At 64.3% G+C, this 21,938-nt stretch carries 18 protein-coding genes and 1 pseudogene; 11 read left to right on the top strand and 8 right to left on the bottom strand.

Going from position 1 to position 21,938, the window contains the following annotated elements:
• The first annotated feature begins 52 nt into the window (after positions 1-52).
• From GWG67_RS18860 to GWG67_RS18870, 3 genes are all read left to right on the top strand, one after another.
• Complete coding sequence (locus GWG67_RS18860) at positions 53-2,161, top strand: TRAP transporter permease (protein ID WP_275170859.1); 2,109 nt, start codon at positions 53-55, stop codon at positions 2,159-2,161.
• Positions 2,158-2,535: a DUF1850 domain-containing protein gene (locus GWG67_RS18865; RefSeq protein ID WP_275170860.1), complete on the top strand. Its 378-nt coding sequence runs from the start codon at positions 2,158-2,160 to the stop codon at positions 2,533-2,535. Before GWG67_RS18860 ends, GWG67_RS18865 begins: the two co-directional genes overlap by 4 nt.
• Before the next feature lie 93 nt (positions 2,536-2,628).
• Entirely contained in the window at positions 2,629-3,435 is an 807-nt protein-coding gene (locus tag GWG67_RS18870) for an SDR family NAD(P)-dependent oxidoreductase (protein ID WP_275170861.1), read from the top strand.
• 161 nt (positions 3,436-3,596) lie between these two features.
• Here GWG67_RS18870 and GWG67_RS18875 read toward each other — a convergent pair whose 3' ends face one another.
• Together GWG67_RS18875 and GWG67_RS18880 are read right to left on the bottom strand one after the other, a co-directional pair.
• Positions 3,597-4,367: a hypothetical protein gene (locus tag GWG67_RS18875; RefSeq protein ID WP_275170862.1), complete on the bottom strand. Its 771-nt coding sequence runs from the start codon at positions 4,365-4,367 to the stop codon at positions 3,597-3,599.
• Positions 4,368-4,447: 80 nt separating this feature from the next.
• Entirely contained in the window at positions 4,448-6,025 is a 1,578-nt protein-coding gene (locus GWG67_RS18880) for a sodium:proton antiporter (protein WP_275170863.1), read from the bottom strand.
• Positions 6,026-6,115: 90 nt separating this feature from the next.
• On the opposite strand from GWG67_RS18880, the gene GWG67_RS18885 reads away from it, so the two are divergent.
• The 5 genes and pseudogenes from GWG67_RS18885 (at position 6,116) to GWG67_RS18905 (ending at position 11,808) form a co-directional block, all read left to right on the top strand.
• Positions 6,116-6,874 (top strand): tetratricopeptide repeat protein, encoded by a 759-nt coding sequence (locus GWG67_RS18885; RefSeq protein WP_275170864.1) that lies wholly within the window; start codon positions 6,116-6,118, stop codon positions 6,872-6,874.
• Positions 6,875-7,003: 129 nt separating this feature from the next.
• Positions 7,004-8,379: pseudogene (locus GWG67_RS18890) on the top strand (tetratricopeptide repeat protein).
• Positions 8,380-8,522: 143 nt separating this feature from the next.
• Entirely contained in the window at positions 8,523-10,445 is a 1,923-nt protein-coding gene (locus GWG67_RS18895; protein WP_275170865.1) for a propionyl-CoA synthetase, read from the top strand.
• 183 nt (positions 10,446-10,628) lie between these two features.
• Positions 10,629-10,898: a hypothetical protein gene (locus tag GWG67_RS18900; RefSeq protein WP_275170866.1), complete on the top strand. Its 270-nt coding sequence runs from the start codon at positions 10,629-10,631 to the stop codon at positions 10,896-10,898.
• A gap of 163 nt (positions 10,899-11,061) precedes the next feature.
• Complete coding sequence (locus GWG67_RS18905; protein WP_275170867.1) at positions 11,062-11,808, top strand: OmpW family protein; 747 nt, start codon at positions 11,062-11,064, stop codon at positions 11,806-11,808.
• An 86-nt stretch (positions 11,809-11,894) separates the two neighbouring features.
• Here the strand turns inward: GWG67_RS18905 and GWG67_RS18910 are convergent, their stop codons facing one another.
• The gene (locus GWG67_RS18910; RefSeq protein WP_027565675.1) at positions 11,895-12,590 is read right to left on the bottom strand and encodes a DUF1013 domain-containing protein; all 696 of its coding nucleotides are present in this window, start codon (positions 12,588-12,590) and stop codon (positions 11,895-11,897) included.
• Between the two features lie 253 nt (positions 12,591-12,843).
• Between GWG67_RS18910 and ispH the strand changes: the two genes are divergently transcribed.
• The 3 genes from ispH to rnhA are packed head-to-tail and all read left to right on the top strand — an operon-like array spanning position 12,844 to position 15,263.
• The gene (gene ispH / locus GWG67_RS18915) at positions 12,844-13,812 is read left to right on the top strand and encodes a 4-hydroxy-3-methylbut-2-enyl diphosphate reductase (RefSeq protein ID WP_007597506.1); all 969 of its coding nucleotides are present in this window, start codon (positions 12,844-12,846) and stop codon (positions 13,810-13,812) included.
• A 6-nt stretch (positions 13,813-13,818) separates the two neighbouring features.
• On the top strand, positions 13,819-14,802 hold the full coding sequence (locus GWG67_RS18920; protein ID WP_275170868.1) for a homoserine kinase: 984 nt from the start codon (positions 13,819-13,821) through the stop codon (positions 14,800-14,802).
• Positions 14,799-15,263 (top strand): ribonuclease HI, encoded by a 465-nt coding sequence (gene rnhA / locus GWG67_RS18925; RefSeq protein WP_007597503.1) that lies wholly within the window; start codon positions 14,799-14,801, stop codon positions 15,261-15,263. The genes GWG67_RS18920 and rnhA overlap by 4 nt, the downstream gene beginning before the upstream one ends.
• A 163-nt stretch (positions 15,264-15,426) precedes the next feature.
• On the opposite strand, the gene GWG67_RS18930 is transcribed toward rnhA, so the two are convergent.
• The 5 genes from GWG67_RS18930 to GWG67_RS18950 form a co-directional block, all read right to left on the bottom strand.
• Entirely contained in the window at positions 15,427-15,912 is a 486-nt protein-coding gene (locus tag GWG67_RS18930) for a peroxiredoxin (RefSeq protein WP_275170869.1), read from the bottom strand.
• A 119-nt stretch (positions 15,913-16,031) separates the two neighbouring features.
• Positions 16,032-16,586, bottom strand: coding sequence for a DUF924 family protein (locus GWG67_RS18935; RefSeq protein WP_275170870.1), 555 nt, complete (start codon positions 16,584-16,586; stop codon positions 16,032-16,034).
• 15 nt (positions 16,587-16,601) lie between these two features.
• A complete protein-coding gene (locus tag GWG67_RS18940) occupies positions 16,602-18,287 on the bottom strand; it encodes a long-chain fatty acid--CoA ligase (RefSeq protein ID WP_275170871.1) in 1,686 nt (561 codons plus the stop codon).
• A 189-nt stretch (positions 18,288-18,476) separates the two neighbouring features.
• Positions 18,477-19,937 carry a serine hydrolase gene (locus tag GWG67_RS18945; RefSeq protein WP_275170872.1) on the bottom strand — a complete coding sequence of 487 codons (1,461 nt, stop codon included), beginning with the start codon at positions 19,935-19,937 and terminating at the stop codon, positions 18,477-18,479.
• Positions 19,938-20,139: 202 nt separating this feature from the next.
• Positions 20,140-21,936: a glucan ABC transporter ATP-binding protein/ permease gene (locus GWG67_RS18950; RefSeq protein WP_275170873.1), complete on the bottom strand. Its 1,797-nt coding sequence runs from the start codon at positions 21,934-21,936 to the stop codon at positions 20,140-20,142.
• Positions 21,937-21,938: the final 2 nt, after the last annotated feature.

The raw sequence follows: 21,938 nt of genomic DNA on the forward strand, positions 1-21,938 counted from the left end.
AGGCGCTGTGCAATGTTATAAGCGCCACGGCGATCGGCGCGGGGACATATCGATGTTGCAAGCAGAGGGCAGCGAAGCGCCCATCAAGGTCGAGTTCGACAATTTCGAGCACGGTTTTCCGGAAGGCTTTGGCCCGGGCTGGTGGGGCGCTCTTGCGTACTGGATCGGCATCGCCTTCGCGACCTTCCAGCTTTATGTCGCGGCCTTCAACTATCTGCCGAGCCAGGTGGTGCGCGGCGTCCACGTCGGTTTCCTCATTCTCCTCACCTTCGGCCTGATCGGCAACTTCACCGCCAAAAGCGATTTCGGCCGCGCGATCGGCTGGTTGATTGGCGGCGCCGGCTTTCTGTGCGGGCTCTATCAGTGGATCTTCTATGCGGATCTCATCGCGCGTGACGGCGATCCGACGCGCCTCGATCTCGTGGTCGGCACGCTGCTCGCCGTCCTGATCTTCGAGGGGACGCGGCGGCTGATGGGCGCGGCGCTCCCGCTGATGTGCGGCGCCTGCCTCATCTACTGGTTCTTCGGCCAGTATCTGCCGTCGCCGCTCAACCATCGCGGTTATGATTTCGACCAGATCGTCACGCATCTGTCGTTCGGCACCGAGGGCTTCTACGGCGTGCCGATCTACGTCTCGGCGACCTATATCTTCCTCTTCATCCTGTTCGGCTCGTTCCTGGAGCGCGCCGGCATGATCCAGCTCTTCACCGACGTTTCTCTTGGGTTATTCGGCAGGACCCGCGGCGGCCCGGCCAAGGTCGCGGTGTTCGCCTCGGGCATGATGGGCACGATCTCCGGCTCCGGCGTTGCCAACGTCGTCACCGTCGGCCAGTTCACCATTCCGCTGATGATCAGGTTCGGCTATCGCCGCGCGTTCGCGGCCGGCGTCGAGGCGACGGCCTCAATGGGCGGGCAGATCATGCCGCCGGTGATGGGCGCGGTTGCCTTCATCATGGCGGAGACGCTCGGTGTCCAGTACTCGGAGGTCGTGAAAGCGGCCGCGATTCCCGCGATGCTCTATTTCGCCTCCGCCTTCTGGATGGTGCATCTGGAAGCCGGCAAGCACGGCCTCACGGGCATGAAGAAGTCGGAGACCCCGAGCGCCTGGAAGGCGCTGGTGAAGGGTTGGTACCTCGTGTTGCCGCTCGCAGCCCTCGTCTACATGCTGTTCGAAGGCTTTACGCCACTCTATGCCGGTAGCATGGGCCTCGCGCTCACAGTGGGGCTGATCCTTGGCACCGCCATCACGACGGGCGCGTCTTCGATGGCGATCCGCTACATTTTCTGGATCGGGCTCGCGCTCGTCGTTGCCGCGCTGTCGCGCGACGGCCTTCAGATCGTGCCGGTCGCCTGCGTCGTCGTCGCATTGATCGTGATCACCGCGTTCGTGCGTGGCGGATTTTCCGCCTTGCGCGCCTGCCGCGATGCGCTGGCCGAAAGCGCGAAATCCGCCATCACCGTCGGCATGGCCTGCGCCATCGTCGGCGTCATTATTGGCATGATGTCGCAGACCGGCGTCGGCACTATCTTCGGCGGCTGGGTGATCGGCCTCGGCGAGAAGAGCCTGTTCCTGGCGCTGATCATGACCATGCTGCTGTCGATCCTGCTCGGCACCGGCATCCCGACCATCCCGACCTACATCATCACGGCAGCGCTCGCGGCGCCCGCGCTGGCGAAACTCGGCGTGCCCCTGATCGCGAGCCACATGTTCGCGTTCTATTACGGCATCATGGCCGACCTCTCGCCGCCGGTGGCGTTGGCGGCGTTAGCCGCAGCACCGATCGCGAAGGAAAATCCGGACAAGATCGGCTGGGAGGCGATGCGCATCGCGCTCGCCGGCTACGTCATCCCCTTCATCTTCGTCTATTCGCCGGCGCTGATGCTGCAGGCCGGCGATCCCATGGCTGCCAAGCTCGGCTTCTACGGCGCGGTGGCATTGGCGGCCTTGAAAGCCCTGGTGGCGATCGCGCTGTTCGGTATGGTCGCGATCGGATTCCTGTTCACGCGCCTGACATTCCTCGAGCGTTTGGTCGCGCTAGGTGCCGCGCTGTGCCTGCTCGGCGACTTCCCGTTCAGCGATACCGCGGGTTTCCTGCTCGCCGCGGCGATCGTGCTGTGGCAGTGGCGGCGGCGTCCGCCGGCGCCGGTCGAGGCGGTGTGAGCCTCTGCTTCGTCACAGCCTCAGGCGTGAAGGCGCTGGCGCTGTCCGCGTTCACGCTGGTGTGGACGCATTCGATCGCGAAGGTCGACTGGCAGGAAGACTGGCGCGTCACCCCCGCCGGGCTCGAACTGACGCAGGCCCGCGTCAAGGGCACCGGCCCCGGCATGGAGCCGCCGCCCGAGGCGCGGCTGGTCGGCGGCTGGTTTCAGTGGAGGCCCGCGCGGGCGCCGATGCCGGAGGTGGTGCTGGGCAATTCGGGCGCGGCTGGCGAATGGCGGCTATGCCATGACGGCAAGTGCCGGACGTTGTCCGAGATTGTCGGTCATCCCATTGGTGCTAACGTCACAAAGATGAGCGTCTGCAAAGATCCGTAGCCCGGATGGTGCGCAGCGCAATCTGGGGAAAGCGACCCCGGATTGCGCTGCGCTCCATCCGGGCTGCAAGAACAACAACACGGGAGGAACGCGATGGATCGGCTCAAGGGCAAGGTTGCAATGGTGGTGGGCGCCGGCTCGATCGGACCCGGTTGGGGCAACGGCAAGGCCACCGCGGTGACCTTTGCACGCGAGGGCGCGCAGGTGTTTTGCGTCGATCGCAACGGCGCGGCCGCCGAGGAGACCGCGAAGATCATCACGGACGAAGGCGGCAAGGCGAGAGCGTTCACAGCCGACGTCTCGCATGCGCGCGAGGTCGAGGCGATGGTCGCAGCGTGCCTGAAGGCCTACGGCCGCATCGACGTACTCGACAATAATGTCGGCATCGCCGAGATGGGCAGCGTCGTCGAAGTGACCGAGGAGAGCTGGGACCGCGTCTTCAGCGTCAACCTCAAGAGCGCCTATTTCGCCATGAAGCACGTCATCCCTTTGATGGTGAAACAGGGCGGCGGCTCCATCATCAACATCTCCTCGATCGCCTCGATCCGCCACATGGGCATCTCCTACGTCACCTACGGCACCTCGAAGGCGGCGATGAACCAGATGACGCGCACCACCGCGATCGAATTCGCGCGTCACCATGTCCGCGTCAACGCGATCCTGCCCGGCCTGATGAAGACGCCGATGGTGGAGCATTCGGCAGGCCTTGCGAACAGCTATGCGAAGGGCGACGTCGAAGCGATGTGGCGCGCCCGCGACGCGCAAGTGCCGATGGGCCATATGGGCGACGCCTTCGACGTCGCTAACGCCGCGCTGTTCCTGGCCTCAGACGAAGCGAAATATGTGACGGGGATCGAGTTCGTGGTCGACGGCGGGATCACGTGCAAGGCGGGGGCTTAAAGTACTTCAGTCAGTTCCGTCATCCTGAGGCGCGAGCCATGGGGCGCAACGCGCGCCATGGGGAGCCTCGAAGGATGAGCGGCCACGATGCAGCCGGGCCGTCGCCCTTCGAGGGCCGCTGAAGAAGCGGCCGCCTCAGGGTGACGGGTACGTGGGCTTCTTTACTGCGCCAGCGCCAGAATCCCGCCGGCGAATGCATGCCACACTGCAGTTGCGCTGACCGGCCAGTTCAGCACCTTCACCGCCAGCAGCGCGAGCGTGCCGGTGATGTAGACCGGGTGCACGCGGCCCCCGGTGCGCCAGTCGCGCACCATGGCGACGACGAGCAGCAGCGAGGCGACCACGGCCGGCGCGATCGTGACCGGCACCGGCGGCGGCCCGGGCGGTCCGGGAGGTGCGAAGAAGGTGAGAAACCAGCGCGCGATCGCGGCATCAAGGATAGAGACCGCCGCGAGCAGCATCAGACGTTTGTGAATCTCAGGCTTTCGCGTGTTCATGATCGCGAGCACGAATACACCAGCGAAGAACGCGATCCCGCTCATCGGCACGATCGAGAAGGCGATGCCGGCCTCTTTCTGTCCGAGCGCCGCGGAATGCTGCATCACATGCACGGAGGCAAGGAAACCGAAGATCGTCATCGCGGTCGCGAGCGAAACGCCGGCGATGCCGAGCGCACGGTGATTGACCACGCGACCTGAGGCGGCGAGCCAGGTCTGGATCACGAAATAGAGAGACCAGGTGAAGAACAAGAGACCGTGAAAATGAATAACGGGGCTTGCGGACAGTGTCCGTTGCGCGAGCGGCACAAAATAGGTCGGTGCGAAGCCGAGAAAAGCGGTGGCCGCGCAGGCCATTGCCATGTGGAGATAGAAATATCGTGCGGGCGACGCATCTCGCGCGCGCACACGACGGTCGTCGATCAGGGTCGTCATCTGGAGTGTGTCTGAAGAGATGGCGTTTGGTTCAAGCCCCTAACCACCTGTGCAGGGCGCTGGTCGTGTCCAACAGGATTTTAACCGCCGGCGCTCAATTCTGCGCGATCGAGCTCTTCCTCAATCCGATGGAACGCATCGTCGCCGATCACTTCCTTGGCGCGAAGGTCGAAGATCGACTTTCTCGCGGCCGCGATGCCACGACGGCGCAGCGGGTCGGCGGGCAGTTCGCCGTTCGTGATGCCGCCATGGGGATCGTCGTCGGCCTGCATCAGGATGGCGCGATATTCGAGCCGCAGGATTTCCGCTTCCTCCGACGGATCGTCCTCGATCGCGTCGAGCGCCGCGCGATAGGCGACGGCGCGGGCGCGCGCGACCTCGATGCCGACGGGATCGTCGTCCTTGAGGCCGAACGCCAGGATCAGCGGCCGCAGCGTCAGGCCCTGCACGATTAGCGTGCCGAGCACGACGGCAAACGCCGAGAAGACGATGAAGTCACGATGCGGAAAGCTTTCCGGCAAGGCAAAGGCGGTGGCGAGGGTGACGAGGCCGCGCATGCCACACCAGGAGATGATGAGGCCGCCCTTGGCCGAGGCGACCTGCTTCGGATCCTTGGCGTGATAGATCCCGTGCGCGATCAGCGCGCGCAGCGTCGTGCGGTAGAATGTGATCCAGGCCAGGCGCACCAGGACCACCGTGAGCAGGATCCAGGCCGCGGCCACGCAATACTCCCAGCGCACGTCCGCATCGAGCCGTGTCCAGATCGGCCGCATCTGCATGCCGATCAGCATGAAGGCGAGCACGTTGAGCACGAACACCATGGTCTCCCACACCGCATAGGAAGGTACACGCAGCCGCGCAGGCATGCGTGCCCCCGCCGTGCGCGCGATGGTGATGCCGTAGACTACGATGGTGAGGATGCCGGAGAGCCCGAGATGTTCGGCGGCAATCCAGACCATGAAGGTGGTGGCGAACTGCACGATGATCGCGCTCGGCGCTTCCTTCACGCGTTCCATGAAAAGCGGGATGATGCGGCCTGCGACCAGGCCCGCGACGACGCTGCCGACCAGCGCCAGCGCCATGGTCGGCGCGATCTGGCTCCATGCCAGATGCTCGGTGGCGACCGCGCCGACCGCGATGCGATAGATCAGGAGCGCGGTCGCGTCGTTGAGCAGGCTCTCGCCCTCCAGAACCTTGACCATGCGGTGAGGCAGCTTGACCTGGCTCAGGATCGCGACCGCGGCGGCCGCGTCTGGCGGGGCCACGATGGCGCCGAGCGCAACCGCGGCGGCCCAGGGCATGTCAGGCATCAGCCGGTGCGCGACGTAGGCCACAGCGGCCGTGGTCAGGCCGACGGCGGCGACGACCAGGGTGGCGACCGGAACCCAATTGTTGCGGAGATCGCGCAGCGAGGTGTCGAAGGCGGCATCGAGCAGGACCGGTGCGACAAAAAGAGCCAGTGCTAGGTCGGGCTCCAGCGTCCAGGACGGGCTCGACGGCACAAACGCAATCAGCGCGCCCCCAATCGCGAGAAAGGTCGGGTAGGGGACCTTGATCCGCCGCGCCAGCGCCGATAATGCAACGGCGCCGAGCAGAAGCACAATGATCCATTCGAATGTCGACACGTTGATCCCCGAAACCGATTTGAGCGGCGCCACAAGCTAGCACCAATCCGGCCGTATGATGGATAGTGCGAAGGCAAGACCTCAACCCGGACCTTAACTCAAGACTTTCCAACTGTGGCGAGCATGCGTTCTCTCATTCAATGGTCCGGCGTCGGGTTGCTCTTCGCGCTCTCGTTCGCTGCTGCTCATGCTGCGACCGGCGGCGAACCGGCCGCGGTCCCGCAGGTCGACATCGCGCCATGCCTCGCGGCTGCCGCAGCCGACGACATCGACAAGGCCGCCACGGCCTGCGCAGCCGTGATCGACAACGAGAAGATGGCGAAAGGCGACCTGATCAAGGCGCTAACCGCGCGTGGCGGGCTTTATGCGCGGCACGACCAGGTCGACCGCGCGATAGCCGATGACAGCCGCGCCCTGGAGCTCGATTCCGGTCTCGCCGATGTCTTCAACGCGCGGGGCGAGCTCTGGCTGAGGAAGGGCGACAAGCCGAAGGCGGTGCAGGATTTCGGCGCGGCATTGAAAATCGATCCGAACCACGAGAAGGCCAAGGCCAATCACAAGGCGATGGCGCGCGAGATCGAGCGGATCGGCGCGCAGATGGCGGTCGCGGGCAAGCCCAGTTTCATTTGCAAGGGTGCGCGCCGCCCCGTCGAGAAGGCGATCTGCGCCAACCGCGAGCTCGCCGATCTCGATCGCGAGGTCTTTGCGGCCAACGCGCGCGTTTTGCGCGAAGCGCGCAATGCAAGCGAAGCGAAGGCGCTTCAACGCGAGCAGGACGATTTCATCGCCCGCCGCAATGCCGGGTTCGGCCGGCCGGGGTACGATTTGAAGAAGGCGATGCAGGAGCGGCTGCGGCGGCTGAACGGGGCTGACGGGTATTGAGGCTCCTCGTGTCCCCGTAAGGCGGGCGAGCAAGGGAGGGGTCGATACGCCCCTGACACGCCTCGATTTGAACCGATTCTTTGGCCGCGGCGACAATGGTGAAAGCCTGATGTCCCGGAGTCCTATGCCATGTGCGGCACGCATCCTTCCGCGCAAATGTTCTCGTTTGCAAAAATCTCCTTTCGCTCGCTCCTTCTCAGCGCGGCAATGAGCGTCATCCTCGTCGCCCCTTCGTCGGCCGGTGTCGATTGCGTGATGGGGAGCAAGACCGTCCCGGCTGAGCTGATCCCGGCCTGCAGCGCCATCATTGACCAAGCCTCAAATCCATCCTCCGATCGCGCCGCGGCATTGCTGGTGCGCGCCGACGCCAATGCGCGGACCTCGGGCGGCCTCACGCAGGCGCTGCGAGATATCGATCGCGCCATTGCGCTCGATGGCAAAAACGCAAAAACCTGGCGCCTGCGCGGCGATCTCCTCCGGGAGGCCGGCGGCGATCTCAACCGCGCCGCGGCGGACCTCAGCAAGGCCATCGAGCTCGATCCGCAGGATTCGGAATCTTACGAGCTGCGCGGCGTCGTCTACACCAACCAGCGCCGGCTAGATCGCGCGCTTGCCGATTACGACCAGGCGATCAAGCTGAAGCCTGACAAGGCACAGGCTTGGTCCGACCGCGGCGTGACCTATTATCTCGGCGGCGACAACGAGAAGGCGATCCGCGATCTCAGCGAGGCGTTGCGGCTCGATCCGAACCGGCCGCGCAGCTACACCAATCGTGGCGCCGCCTACAAGAAGCTCGGCCAGCTCGAGAAGTCGGTTGCCGACGACGGCGAGGCGATCAGGCTCGATCCGAAGGTGCCCGAATATTACGACAATCGCTGGCTGCGATGGGCGAGTACGACAAGGCGATTGCCGATTACGATCAGGCGCTGCGGCTGGCGCCGCGGCCGAACTTCTTCACCAACCGCGGCGACTCCTATCACCTCAAGGGTGAGCTTGGCGCGGCGCTGAGCGACTACGAGGCCGCGCTGAAACTCGATCCGAATTTTGCGCAGACCTACAACAACCGCGCCGTGCTCTACAAGAAGATGGGCGAGCGCAGGAAGGCGCTGGCCGACTACGAGACCGCGCTCAAGCTCGATCCCGGCAATGACAACGCCGCCGCCGGCCGGCGCGCTATGATCGCGGAGATCGCGAAATTCGGCGGCGAGCCGCTGCGGCCGCTCGCAGCGAATTCCGGCAATGGCCCGTCGTTCGATTGTGCCACTGCGAAGCGCGAGGTTGAGAAGGTAATTTGTGCCGATCCACAGCTGGGCGTGCTCGATCGCCAGATCGCCGAGACCTATGAGCGCGTGCTGAAATCGGCCAGGTCCCGCCCGGCCGGCGACCTCCGTCGCACCCAGCGCGATTTCCTCGCCGCCCGCAATACCAGTTTCGGCCGCCCGGGCTATGATCTGAAGAAGGTCATGCAGGAGCGGCTGCAGCGGCTGAATGCGATGGATAGCTGAGCATTGTTCTTTTGAGCTTGAACCGCGGCCCGTTCCCGGGAAAATACCCCTCAAACAAGGCCGGTACTTGATCCCTGTCATGGCGGAACGTTTGTCCTGCCACAAGGTCAAGGCCAGGCGGATAAGGGAACGGGAGCGCGGGAATGAACGTCCGAGGAAACGTCGACGGAAAAAGCCTCTATCACGAGGTTTATACGCGTTCGCTGGCCGATCCTGAGGGCTTTTGGGCCGAGGCGGCCAAGGAGATCGACTGGATCGAGCCGCCGAAAAAGATCTTCGATCCCTCGCAGGGCGTCTACGGCCGCTGGTACAGCGGTGGCGTCGTCAACACCTGCTACAACGCGCTCGACCGCCACGTCGAACGCGGCCGCGCCGACCAGATCGCGCTGATCCATGATTCGCCGCTGGCAAATAGCGTCACCAAACTCAGCTACGCCGAACTGCTGGCCGAAGTGCAGGCGCTCGCCGCCATCATGCAGGATTTTGGTGTCGCCAAGGGCGATCGCGTCATCCTCTATATGCCGATGGTCCCGGAGGCCGTCGTCGCGATGCTCGCCTGCGCGCGCATTGGCGCTGTGCACTCCGTGGTGTTCGGCGGCTTTGCCGCGAAAGAGCTCGCCACCCGCATCGACGATGCGCAGCCAAAGCTGATCCTGTCGGCGAGCTGCGGCATCGAGCCCGGCCGGATCGTGCAGTACAAGCCGCTGCTCGACGAGGCGATTAGGCTTGCGGGCGCAAAGCCGAAGGCCTGCATCGTGCTGCAACGTCCGCAGCTCGTCTGCGCCCTCACGCCCGGCCGCGACTATGATTGGGCGGGCCTGCGCCGCAAGGCGATGAACGACGGCAAGCAGGCGCCTTGCGTGCCCGTCGCCGCTACCGATCCGCTCTACATCCTCTATACCTCAGGCACGACCGGCATTCCCAAGGGCGTCGTGCGCGACAATGGCGGCCATCTCGTCGCGGTGAAATGGTCCATGTTCAACCTCTATGGCGTCAAGCCGGGTGAGGTCTGGTGGTGCGGCTCCGACATCGGCTGGGTGGTCGGCCACAGCTACATCGTCTACGGCCCGCTGCTGCACGGCGCGACCTCGATCATGTATGAGGGCAAGCCGGTCGGCACGCCCGATGCCGGCGCGTTCTGGCGCGTGATCAGCGAGCACAAGGCTGTCGCCTTCTTCACTGCGCCGACCGCGTTCCGCGCGATACGGAAAGAAGATCCGGAAGGAAAATTCATCCGGCAATACGACCTCTCGACGTTCCGCACGCTGTTCCTGGCCGGCGAGCGCGCCGATCCGCCGACGGTGGAATGGGCGGAGCAGCAGTTGAAAGTGCCTGTCATCGACCATTGGTGGCAGACCGAGACCGGCTGGTGTATCGCCGGCAATCCGGTTGGCTTAGGCCAGCTGCCGGTGAAGCACGGCTCGCCCACAGTGCCGATGCCGGGCTATCAGGTCGACGTGGTCGACGAAGCGGCAAAGCCGGTCGGTCCGAACACCATGGGCTCGATCGTCATCAAGCTTCCGATGCCGCCGGGCTGCCTGCCGACGCTGTGGAATCAGGACGAACGTTTCAAGGAAGCCTATCTCACCGAATTCCCCGGCTACTACAAAACGTCTGATGCCGGCTACAAGGACGACGACGGCTATGTCTTCGTCATGGGCCGCACCGACGACATCATCAACGTCGCCGGCCATCGGCTCTCCACCGGCGGCATGGAGGAGATCCTGGCTTCGCATCCCGATGTCGCCGAATGCGCCGTGCTCGGCGTCAAGGACGCGATCAAGGGCGAGGTACCCTGCGGCTTCCTGGTGCTCAAGGCGGGTGTGAAGCGGGCCCCCGCCGAGATCGAGAAGGAGATCATCGCGCTGGTGCGCGACAAGCTCGGTCCCGTTGCCGCGTTCAAGCTCGCCATCACCGTCGGCCGCCTGCCCAAGACGCGCTCCGGAAAGATCTTGCGCGGCACCATCAAGAAGATAGCGGATGGTGAAGCTTGGACTATGCCGGCGACGATCGAGGACCCCAAGGTGCTCGACGAGATCGGCGACGCGCTGAAGGGGCGGGTGTGAATTTGCTTTGCGAGGATAGCCATTGAGGCGCGACGCCGCCTCTCCAATCCCGCTGTCATCGCCTGCGCCGGCAGGCCATTCCCCGCTTTCGCGGGGAATGACACTGGTAGCGGGAACGGCGTCCAGGGACTTACATTCTCCTCATTCCGCGCTAAACAGAGCGGGCCAATAGGGGACCTCGTATTGCCACTCGCCGCTGCGCCGCGCCTGCTTGCAGCTGTGCTGCTCGCCATCATTCTCTCCGCCTGCTCCGCGCGCTACCAGACGCCGGTGGCGATGGGCGGCGATGATGACGACGCGGTCTGCCAGAGCCGCGGCTATGCGGCCGGCTCACCCGAATACGTGGCCTGTCGCAAGGACCGCGACGTCCAGCGCAGTGCCGCGACCACCCGCGCCGACCGTCGCCAGCGTGACCTCGGCGAATACATGCTGAACCATCCGGACCGGCCATGATGTAAGCTGCGGCATTATCCTGCCGCGACACATCTGCAACGCCGCAGTCGAATCGCAATCGCATTTGTCCTGATTTGATCGGCATCAAATCCTTCACCATCGCCTTTCTGCTCTGACGCTGATGTCGCGCAACGAAGCGCGCACATGGCTGAAGGGGAATGCAATGGACGAAATGATAAGAAGCGTGGCGCGGCTCGCGGCGCTGGGTGCGGCGCTGGTGGGGGCTATTGCCTCGGCGCGGGCCGCCGACTTGCCGATCTACAAAAAGGCGCCGCCGTCGGTAGAAGCCTTCAATCCCTGGATGGTGCGTTTGCGGGTGCTAGGCGTGTTGCCGGATGCGGGCGGCTCCACCGTCAATGTCGCCGGCGTTCCATCGCTGTCTTCGCCGAATTCGGGCCTCTCGATCAGTGATCAGGTCGTGCCTGAGCTCGACATCAGCTATTTCTTCACCAGGAATATCGCGGCCGAGCTGATCCTCGGCGTGACCCGGCATTCGATCAGCGGCACCGGCTCGCTTGCAAATCTGCCGATCGGCAAGACCACGCTGCTGCCGCCGACGCTGACCCTGCAATATCACTTCGACAATTTCGGCGCGTTCAAGCCGTACATCGGCGCCGGCGTGAACTACACCGTGTTCTTCAACAACTCGGCCGCCAATACGCCGGCCGCGATCGTCGGCCCGCCCGCGATCGTCGCCACCACCACGAGCCTGCATGTCAGCAACGCCTTCGGTGGCGCGGTGCAGTTCGGCTTCGACTACATGCTCGATCGGCACTGGGGCCTCAACGTGGACGTCAAGAAGCTCTGGTTGCGGCCGGACTATTCGGCGACGGTCAGTGGTCTGCCGGTCACCGGCACCGCGCATATCGACCCGTGGCTGGTCGGCGGTGGTGTGACGTATAAGTTCTGAAGTTTGCGGAAGCCACAAACAAAAACGCGGCGGGTTGGCCCCGCCGCGTTCGCATTCCCATTCGATGACCAGCAGGGAGCGAAGGATTACTCCTCCTCCTGGTCCTGCTTCTTGCCGCCGAGCGTCTTCAGCTTGGCGAACACGGCATCGACGTTGAGATCGTCGCTGGACCTCTCCGCGGGTTCGTACTCGTCCTTCTTGGTGGTTTCGGAGGCCGGCAGCAGGGTGGCGCCGCCATAGGCTGCGTCGATCGGCTTTTCCTTGGCCGCGCGCGCGACCTCGAAATCGAGCTCGATCTGCGAGCAGAGGCCGAGGGTGACGGGATCAATCGGCGTCAGCTGGGAGGTGTTCCAGTGGGTGCGATCGCGGACACTGGCGATCGTGCTCTTGGTCGTGCCGACCAGGCGCATGATCTGGGCATCCTTGAGCTCGGCATGGTTGCGCAGCAGCCAGAGGATGGCGCTCGGGCGCTCGTGGCGGCGCGAGACCGGGGTGTAGCGCGGGCCCTTGCGCTTGGGCTGCGGCGGCAGCACCACCTTGCTCTCCTGGAGGCGGAGCCGGTAGTCCGGGTTGTTCTCGCCCTTCTCGATCTCCTCGCGGGTCAGCTGGCCATTCGAGAGGGGATCCATGCCCTTGATGCCCTGGGCGGCGTCGCCATCGGCGATCGCGCGCACCTCGAGGGGGTGCATTTTGGTGAAATCGGCGACCTGATCGAAGGTCAGCGCGGTGTTGTCGAGCAGCCAGACGGCGGTCGCCTTGGGCATCAGAGGTGCGTTGCTCATGGCAAATCTCCTTTGTGCTTCGCCCACCCCTTTGGAGGCGAAACCGGTGGTCATCAGCGATGACTGGGAATTCGGGCTATATAAGCCCGGAGGGGGTAGCCACGCAATGGTTCTGCTATAGATAGTGCCTTGACAGCGCCCGAAAGGGGGCCCAATTCCCTCTGAAGTCCCTGTAAGACCGTACCCAAGCCCTATTCATCCATCGACCGCTGCCCGCCCATTTGGCGAGGTGATTCGGTCCCGAGATCGCTCAATGTCAGCCAAACCAGACCTCAAGATCGTGCTTTGTTCTCCCCGTGGCTTCTGCGCCGGGGTGGTCCGGGCGATCGATACCGTGGAACGGGCACTCGATAAATACGGCGCCCCCGTCTATGTTCGCCATGAGATTGTGCACAATAAATACGTCGTCGATGGGTTGAAAAAGAAAGGCGCGATCTTCGTCGAGGAACTCGCCGAGATCCCGGAAAACACCACCGCGCCGGTGGTGTTCTCGGCCCATGGCGTGCCGAAATCGGTTCCGGCCGACGCCACGTCCCGCAATTTGTTCTCGCTGGATGCGACCTGCCCCCTGGTCACCAAGGTGCACCGCGAGGCCGCAATCCATTTCAAGCGCGGCCGTGAGATCTTCCTGATCGGCCATTCCCATCATCCGGAGGTGGTGGGCACGCTCGGGCAGCTCCCGACCGGCGCCGTGACCCTGATCGAGACCGCGGAGGACGCGAAGACCATCGCCCCGAAGGATCCGAACAACCTCGCCTTCGTGACCCAGACCACGCTGTCGATCGACGACACCGCGGAGATCGTGGCGCTCCTGAAGGAGCGCTTCCCGAACATCAACGGGCCGCACAAGGAAGACATCTGCTACGCCACCACCAACCGCCAACTCGCGGTGAAGAAGGTGGCGCCGGTGGTCGACGCCCTGATCGTAGTCGGTGCGCCTAACTCGTCGAACTCGCAGCGCCTGCGCGAAGTCGCCGAGCGCGAGGGTTGCCCGATCGCCGTGCTGGCGCAGCGCGCCACCGAAATCGACTGGAAGCGGTTCGAGAACATCACCAGCCTCGGCATCACCGCTGGCGCCTCGGCACCGGAAGTCATCGTCGAGGAGATCATGGACGCGTTCGCCGAGCGCTTCACGCTGCATGTGGAGACGGTCTCGGCCGCGGAAGAGAACGAGTTCTTCCCGCTGCCGCGTCAGGTGCGCCCCGAAGCCGCCGCCGAGTAGACCTTCATGGCGGTCTACACCGACGTTGCCGCCGACGAGCTTGCGGACTTCCTCAACCAATACGATCTCGGCGAGTTGCTCTCCTACAAGGGCATCGCCGAGGGCGTCGAAAATTCCAACTTCCTGCTGCATACGACCAAGGGATCGTTCATCCTCACGCTCTATGAGAAGCGCGTGGCGAAGAACGATCTGCCGTTCTTCCTCGCGCTGATGACGCATCTGGCCGAGCACGGCGTCAACTGTCCGCTGCCGGTGAAGGGGATGGACGGCGAGGCGTTGCGCGAGCTGTCGGGCCGGCCGGCCGCGATCATCACCTTTCTCGAAGGCGTCTGGCCGCGCAAGCCGAACGCGGCCCATTGCGCCGGCGTCGGCGAGGGGCTCGCCATGATGCATCTGGCCGGCGCGAATTTCGCGATCAGGCGTGCGAACGCGCTGTCGGTCCCGGGCTGGCGGCCGCTGTTCGATGCGGCGTCACACCGGGCCGACGAGATGCAGCCCGGCCTGCGCGCGTTCCTGAGCCACGAGCTCGACTACCTCGAGAGCGGGGTCTGGCCGACACAGCTGCCCGAAGGCGTGATCCACGCGGACCTCTTCAACGACAATGTCTTCTTTCTCGGCGACAAGCTCTCGGGGATCATCGACTTCACTTTCGCCTGCAATGACTGGCTTGCCTATGATGTCGCGATCTGCCTCAACGCCTGGTGCTTCGAGCCGGATCATTCCTTCAACGTCACCAAGGCGCGGGCCTTCCTCAATGCCTATGGCCGCGTGCGAAAGCTGTCCGAGGGGGAAGAGGCAGCGCTGCCGCTGCTCGCGCGCGGCGCCGCGATGCGCTTCCTGCTGACGCGCCTAGTCGACTGGCTCAATGTTCCGCCCGGCGCGCTGGTTCGACCGAAGGATCCGCTGGAATATGTCCGCAAGCTGCGCTTCCACCAGAGCGTTTCCAGCGTGCGCGACTACGGACTGTCGCCGTCGGGGCTGGTGGCGTGAGCGAGCTCCCGATTGTCACGATCTACACCGACGGCGCCTGCTCGGGAAATCCGGGGCCCGGCGGCTGGGGCGCGATCCTGAAGTTCGGCGACAAGGAAAAAGAGCTGAACGGTGGTGAGCGCCATACCACCAATAACCAGATGGAATTGATGGCGGCGATCTCCGCGTTGGAAGCGCTGAAGAAGCCGTGCACTGTCGATCTCTACACAGACAGCCAATATGTCCGTCAGGGCATCACCGGCTGGATCCACGGCTGGAAGCGCAACGGCTGGCGCACCGCCGACAAGAAGCCGGTGAAGAATGTCGAGCTATGGCAGCGCCTCGATGCCGCGCTGAAGGCTCACGACGTGCGCTGGCACTGGGTCAAGGGCCACGCAGGGCATCCCGAGAACGAACGCGCCGATCAGCTCGCGCGCGACGGGATCGTGAAGGCACGGTTGCAAGCACGCGTGGCGGAGTAGGCGCGCGGTCGGCGCTCCACTCTCAAGTGTCATCGCCCGCGAAGGCGGGCGATCCAGTACGCCGCGGCGGCTGTAATGAATCTCGACGTCTCTGGAATACTGTCATGCCCCGCTTTCGCGGGGCATGACAGTGTCACTGGTGGCTGAGAGCGGCGTCTAAAACCTACAGCTGCCCGAGCAGCGTATCGCCGCCGGACACTTCGACCTTGCCGGGCATCGCCTCGAGGTTCAGCTTCTTGACCACGCCGTCCTCGACCAGCATCGAATAGCGCTTGGAGCGGATGCCGAGACCGTTGCCGGAAGCATCGAGCTCCATGCCGATCGCCTTGGCGAAGTCGGCATTGCCGTCGGCCAGGAAAATGGCCTCGTCGCGTTGGTCGGTGTCGCGCTTCCACGCGTTCATGACGAAGGCGTCGTTGACGGAGACGATGGCGATGGTGTCGACGCCCTTGTCCTTCATGGCGTAGGCGTTGAGGAAGATGCTCGGCAGATGCATCTTGTGGCAGGTGCCGGTATAGGCGCCGGGCACCGCGAACAGCGCCACTTTCTTGCCCTTGAATATCTCATCGGTGGTCTTCACCTGCGGACCTTCCGCCGTCATCACGCGGAATTTCGCCTCGGGCAGCTTGTCGCCAGTCTGTATCGCCATCGTTAGTCTCCCTGAAAATCGGTCCCGCTTTTTAGACCGTGCGGCGGGCCTGCACAATATTGCCGACACGGATAGTGATACGGGAAGCGGTGAGGGCGGGACCCTTCACCGTTATGTCATTAGCCGGCGAACCCGCCGCCGTCGAGGAAGGCCTGCTCGTCCGGGGTGGTGTCACGGCCGAGCAGACGGTTGCGGTGAGGAAAGCGGCCAAACCGCCGGATGATATCGGCGTGCTCACGCGCGTATTTCAGGTTTTCGGCATTGTCGGTGTTTTGAAACAGGGCGACGCAGTGCAATTGGTCGGGCAGGTGCTCGGAATGCATGAAGGGCAAATAGAGGAATTCGAGCAGGACCGGATCGATCCTTTGATCTGCACCCCGCGCAATGGCGCGGCGGGCAACGTCGCGCGCCAGCGCGTCGCTGGCAAAGGCCTGCAATGTGCCGCGAAACATGTTGCGCGGAAACTGGTCGAGCACGATGACGAGCGCAAGTGCGCCCTCGTCGGTCGCCTCCCATGACGAGAGCTCGCCGGCGACCGCCTTCTGCCACAGCGCGAGAAAGCGGCGCCTGACCTCCGCGTCGAATGCGTCGTCGCGCTCGTACCAGGCATCGCGGCCGGCCTCGTGCCAGAAGGCGAGGATGCCGGCCGGGCTGATGTTGCCGAAATCAGTCATGAACGAAAGAGGCGCTTAGGCCGCCTCCGCCTTCTTCTCGTCGCGCAGCTGCCGGCGCAGGATCTTGCCGACATTGGTCTTCGGCAGGTCGGTGCGGAATTCGATGTGCTTGGGCACCTTGTAGCCCGTCAGCTGCTCCTGGCAGAACTTGACCAGGGCCTCCGCCGTGAGGTTCGGGTCTTTCTTGACCACGAACGCCTTCACCGCCTCTCCCGACTTGGAATCGGGAATGCCGATGACCGCGCATTCGAGCACCCCCGGGTTGCTCGCGATCACTTCCTCGATCTCGTTCGGATAGACGTTGAAGCCGGAGACCAGGATCATGTCCTTCTTGCGGTCGACGATCTTGGTGTATCCCCTCTCGTCCATGATGCCGATGTCCCCGGTGCGAAAATAACCGTCCGCGGTCATCACCTTGGCGGTCTCCTCCGGCCTGTTCCAGTAGCCCGACATCACCTGCGGGCCCTTGGCGCAGATCTCGCCGGGCTGGCCGAGCGGCATCTCGTTGCCGTCGTCGTCGCGGATCGAGATCCAGGTCGAGGGCACGGGGATGCCGATGGTGCCGTTGAACTCGGGATCGGTCGTGGTGTTGCAGGTCAGCGTCGGAGATGTCTCCGACAGGCCGTAGCCTTCGGCGATGGAGCAGCCCGTGATCGCCTTCCACTGCTCGGCGACCGGGCGCTGCACCGCCATGCCGCCACCGTTCGAGATCTTCAGCTTGGAGAAGTCGAGCTTCTTGAAGTCGGGATGGTGCATCAGGCCGTTGTAGAGCGTGTTCACGGCCGGGAAGTTGTTGACCTGATACTTCGCCAATTCCTTGATGAAGCCCGGGATGTCGCGCGGATTGGGGATCAGGAGATTGCAGCCGCCGGCGCGCACGGCGAGCAGGTAGCAGGCCGTCAGGGCGAAGATGTGATAGAGCGGCAGCGCGCAGACGACCATGAGTTGATCGACACGCGGCGGCGCGGCCATCGCGGGCTGCAGCCAGGCATCGTTCTGCAGGACGTTGGCGACGATATTGCGGTGGAGCAGGGTGGCGCCCTTGGACACGCCGGTGGTACCGCCGGTATATTGCAGGAAGGCGACGTCGCCCGGCGACAGCTTCGGCTTGTTGAAGGCCAGAGAGCGGCCGGCGGAGATCGCGTCGTTGAAGGACACCGCGCCTGGTAGCGACCAGGCCGGCACCATCTTCTTGACGCGGCGGACGACCAGATTGACGATCACGCCCTTGAAGCCGAGCAGGTCGCCCATGCTGCCGACGATGACGTGCTTGACTTGCGTCTTCGCGATCACCTGCTCGACGGTGTGGGCGAAATTCTCCAGCACGATGATGGCTTCGGCGCCGGAATCCTTGAGCTGGTGCTCGAGCTCGCGCGGCGTGTAGAGCGGATTGACATTGACCACCGCGAAACCGGCGCGCAGCACGGCTGCGGTCGCAATCGGATATTGCAGCACGTTCGGCATCATGATCGCAACGCGGGCGCCGCGTTGCAGGCCTCGCCCTTGCAGGTAGGACGCCATCGCCAGCGACATCTGGTCGAGGTCGCGATAGCTGATCGACTTGTCCATGCAGATGAACGCCTTGCGGTCGGCGAACTTGGCGAAGCTCTCCTCCAGGAGGTCGACCAGCGATGAATATTGGGTCGGCTCGATATCGGCGGGGACGCCGGGCGGATATTGCTTAAGCCAGATGCGCTCCATGGAAACTCCCCTCATTGACCAGAGCCCGTTGTGTCTCGGGCTTGCCTCATTGCCGTCAGTATCGAGCCTGCCGGAACGGGTGGCAAGCGGTCGAGGCTTAAGACAAACGTCAGGGAGTGGCTACCGGAATCCTCGCAAACGGCGCTGCCGCAAGTGCGAAGTGCGGCGCGGTCTCGCCTCGCGTCGGCGTTAACTGTTGTTGGCCGGCTTGGCGGGCTTGGTGGCGGCCTTGGGCTTGGCGGGCTTGGCCGCCTGCTCGCCGCCAGCCGCAGGCTTTGCCACTGCGTCGGGCTTGGCTGCGGCGTGCTTGGTGCCGGCCGGCTTGGCTGCGGACTTGCCGTCGGCCGACTTGGCGGCCGCCACTGGCTTGGCGTCGGGCTTCGCCGCCGCCGTCTTTGCATCCTTCGGCTTGTCTGCTGGCTTGTCTGCCGCGTCGGGCCTTTTGGCGACGCGCGACTTCTTGCCACGCGGCTTTGGCGTGACCTGCTGGTCGGCATCGGCCGCGACAGCCGCGATCAGGGCGGTCCCGGTGCGGGTCGGGCCGGTATAGACCAGCACGGGCTCGGCCGCTGCCGGGGCCGAGGCCATCAGCTCGGAGGCCTTCATCAGCGGCGGCTGAAGCCCGGCCGTGAAGAAGGTGACCTGGGCTTCGCCCCCCGTGGCGGAGGCCGATCCGGACAGGCCGCCATTGGTCGCGATCAGCGCGTCGTCATCGTCGCTGGCCGGCCGCTTGCGATGGCTGCCGCACATGTCGTCACGCAGGTTCGGCGGCGAGGCATCGACCGGCACCAGCTTGTCGACGGTGCCGAGTGAGGGCCGGAGCCAGGTGAGATTGTCTTGCGAGAAGCCGCGTTCCAGCAGCTGCGCCGCCTTCACCGCGCGCGCGGTCCCGGAGTTGGCGCCCAGCACGACGGCGATCAGCCGGCGGCCGTTGCGGGTGGCCGATGCGACGAGATTGTAGCCGGAGGCGCAGATGAAGCCGGTCTTGAAACCGTCGGCGCCGGGATAGCGACCGATCAGCTTGTTGAAATTGCCGGTGACGCGCTTGCCGAGGCGGATTGCCGGAATGTGCACGAAATACTCGTACTCGGGCAGATCGCGCAGGAACGAGCGCGCGAGAATGCCGAGATCCCGCGCGGAGGTGATCTGTCCGTCGGCGGGCAGGCCGTTCGGATTGACGTAGCTCGTCTGCGTCATGCCGAGCTTCTGCGCGGTGTCGTTCATCAGCGCCGAGAAGCCGTCGATCGAACCGCCGACGCCTTCGGCGAGCACGACGGCCATGTCGTTCGCCGATTTCACCATCATCATCTTGAGTGCGTTGTCGACGGTAAGCTGCGTTCCCGGGCGAAACCCCATCTTCGAGGGCGACTGCGAGGCTGCCGTCGGCGACACCGTGAGCAGTGTGTCGAGTGTGAGCCTGCCGTCCTTGACCGCCTTCAGCGTCACGTACGCGGTCATGATCTTGGTGACGGAAGCCGGATACCAGGGAATGGTCGCGTTTTCCGCCTGCAGCACCTTGCCGCTATCGGCCTCGATCAGGAGCAGCGCTTCGGCGCTCGCCGCGCGCGGCGCCAGTAATGCGGCACACGCGAGTCCCGCAGCAAGCAGGTTGAACAGGGATTGACGAAGCAGCGGGCGAAGAGCGTGCACTATCCGATTCCGGTCCTTGGAGACCCGCCGGTTCCGGTCGGCTCTCGTGATCTGATGTTCGGTTCTGAAATCCAGCGCCGCCGCTTGCGGCGCCGCAAACCTATACCGGCTCGTGCGTCGCGAATAGGGGCATCACCGGGGTATTCCGCAATGAAATAGGCCGAATTTCGACGATTCTATGAGAACTTGCCAAGGCGGCTTGCTAAGGCGATTTGGCTGCCGTCGCGGCAGCCTCAGCCGCTGTCACGCTGGCCCGTGCGTTCTCCTGAACCATGAACTGAGCCCTGGCGAGGTCGGCGAAATGGCCGCCTTTGGTCACGAGTTCATCAAAAGTTCCGCTTTCGATCACACGCCCGTTCTCGAACACCAGGATCCGCGTAGCATTGCGGATGGTGGAGAGACGGTGGGCGATCACGAAGGTGGTGCGGCCCTTCATCACTTCGTCGAGAGCGGTATTCACCTTGGCCTCGGTGACGGCGTCGAGTGCGCTGGTCGCCTCGTCCAGGATCAGGATCGGCGGATCCTTCAGCAATGCACGGGCGATCGACAGCCGCTGGCGCTCACCGCCGGACAGCATGCGGCCGCGCTCGCCGGCGTTGGTCTCGAAGCCGCCGCTGCGCTCGATGAATTCGAGCGCCTGCGCGCGCTCCGCCGCCTTGCGCATCTCGACCTCGGTGGCGTCCGGCTTGCCGACGCGCAAATTCTCAGCGATCGACCGGTTGAACAGCAGCGCCTCCTGAAAGACCACGCCGATATTCCGCCGCAGCGATGTCAGCGTCACCCCGCGCACGTCCATGCCGTCGATCCTGATGAAGCCGGACTGCGGATCGAACGCGCGATGCAGCAGCGCAATCGCCGTCGACTTGCCGGCGCCGGTCGCGCCGACCAGCGCGATGGTCTGGCCCGGAAGCGCGGTGAAGGAGAGGTCCTCCACCGCCGGCCGCTTGCCGTCATAGGAGAAGGTGACGTCGTTGAATTCGACGAGGCCGGAGAGCCGACCCGCGTCGATCGCATCGTGCCGGTCGTGCACCGCAGGCACCGCATCGAGTACGTTGAAGAACTCGCGCAGGCGCGGGGCTTCCATGAAAACGTTGTTGATGAAGCTCACGACCTGCTCCAGCTTCTGGATCAGCAGCGTCGCGAAGCTCACGAACATCACGATCTCGCCGACCGAGGTCAGCCCCTGGTCGTGCAGCGCGATGCCGAAAGTGAAGATCGCGAGCACAGTGATCGTTGTGGAGGCACGCGTGATGACGGTGACGAGTGCCCACCACGACAGCACCGGCATTTGCGCCGCTAGCAACTGGTCGGCAACGGAGCGCAGGCCCTTCACCTCGGACTCGACGCGGACGAAACTCTGCACCAGTGCGACGTTGCCAAGGGCGTCGGAAGCGCGCGCGGAAAGCTCGCTGTAGTGCTCCTCCACCTCCATCTGCATGCCGAAGGTTCTGCGCACCACGAAGGTGGTCAGCGCGGTGAAGACGATGCAGAGCACGAACAGCAGGATTGCAAGCCGCCAGTTCAAGTAGAGCGACAGCGGCAGCAACACCACGACCGAGAGGATGGCGGCAAAATGCTCGCGGAAGAAGCCCAGCCACAGCCGCCACAGCGCATCGGTGCCGTTGAGCATGACCTTCATCAGCCGGCCCGAATGGGTCCCGGAGTGGAAGGTCAGCGGCAGTTGCAGGATGTGCTCGAAATAGTCCGTCAGGACCGCCTGCCGCTGGCGGTGGGAGAGCCGGTCGGCCTGCAACGCCACGAGCGCGCTGCAGGCGATGGTGAACAGCCCGAATGCGACCCATGCAACCAGGAACGGCCAGGCCGAGTTGGAGCCTGCGACCGTCTTGCCGGAGAGAACATCGACGATCCGGCCGAACAGTACCGGCTCGGCGAATTGCGAGCCCGCAAGCAGGAGATTGACGATCGCGAGCAGCCAGCCCAGCCGTGCCTCCTTGCCGAGCAGCTCGAGAACGCGGGTGTAGAGGCGAAGAATGGGCATGG

Origin of the sequence: Bradyrhizobium sp. CSS354 (assembly GCF_029051725.1) — a bacterium.
GTDB lineage: Bacteria > Pseudomonadota > Alphaproteobacteria > Rhizobiales > Xanthobacteraceae > Bradyrhizobium.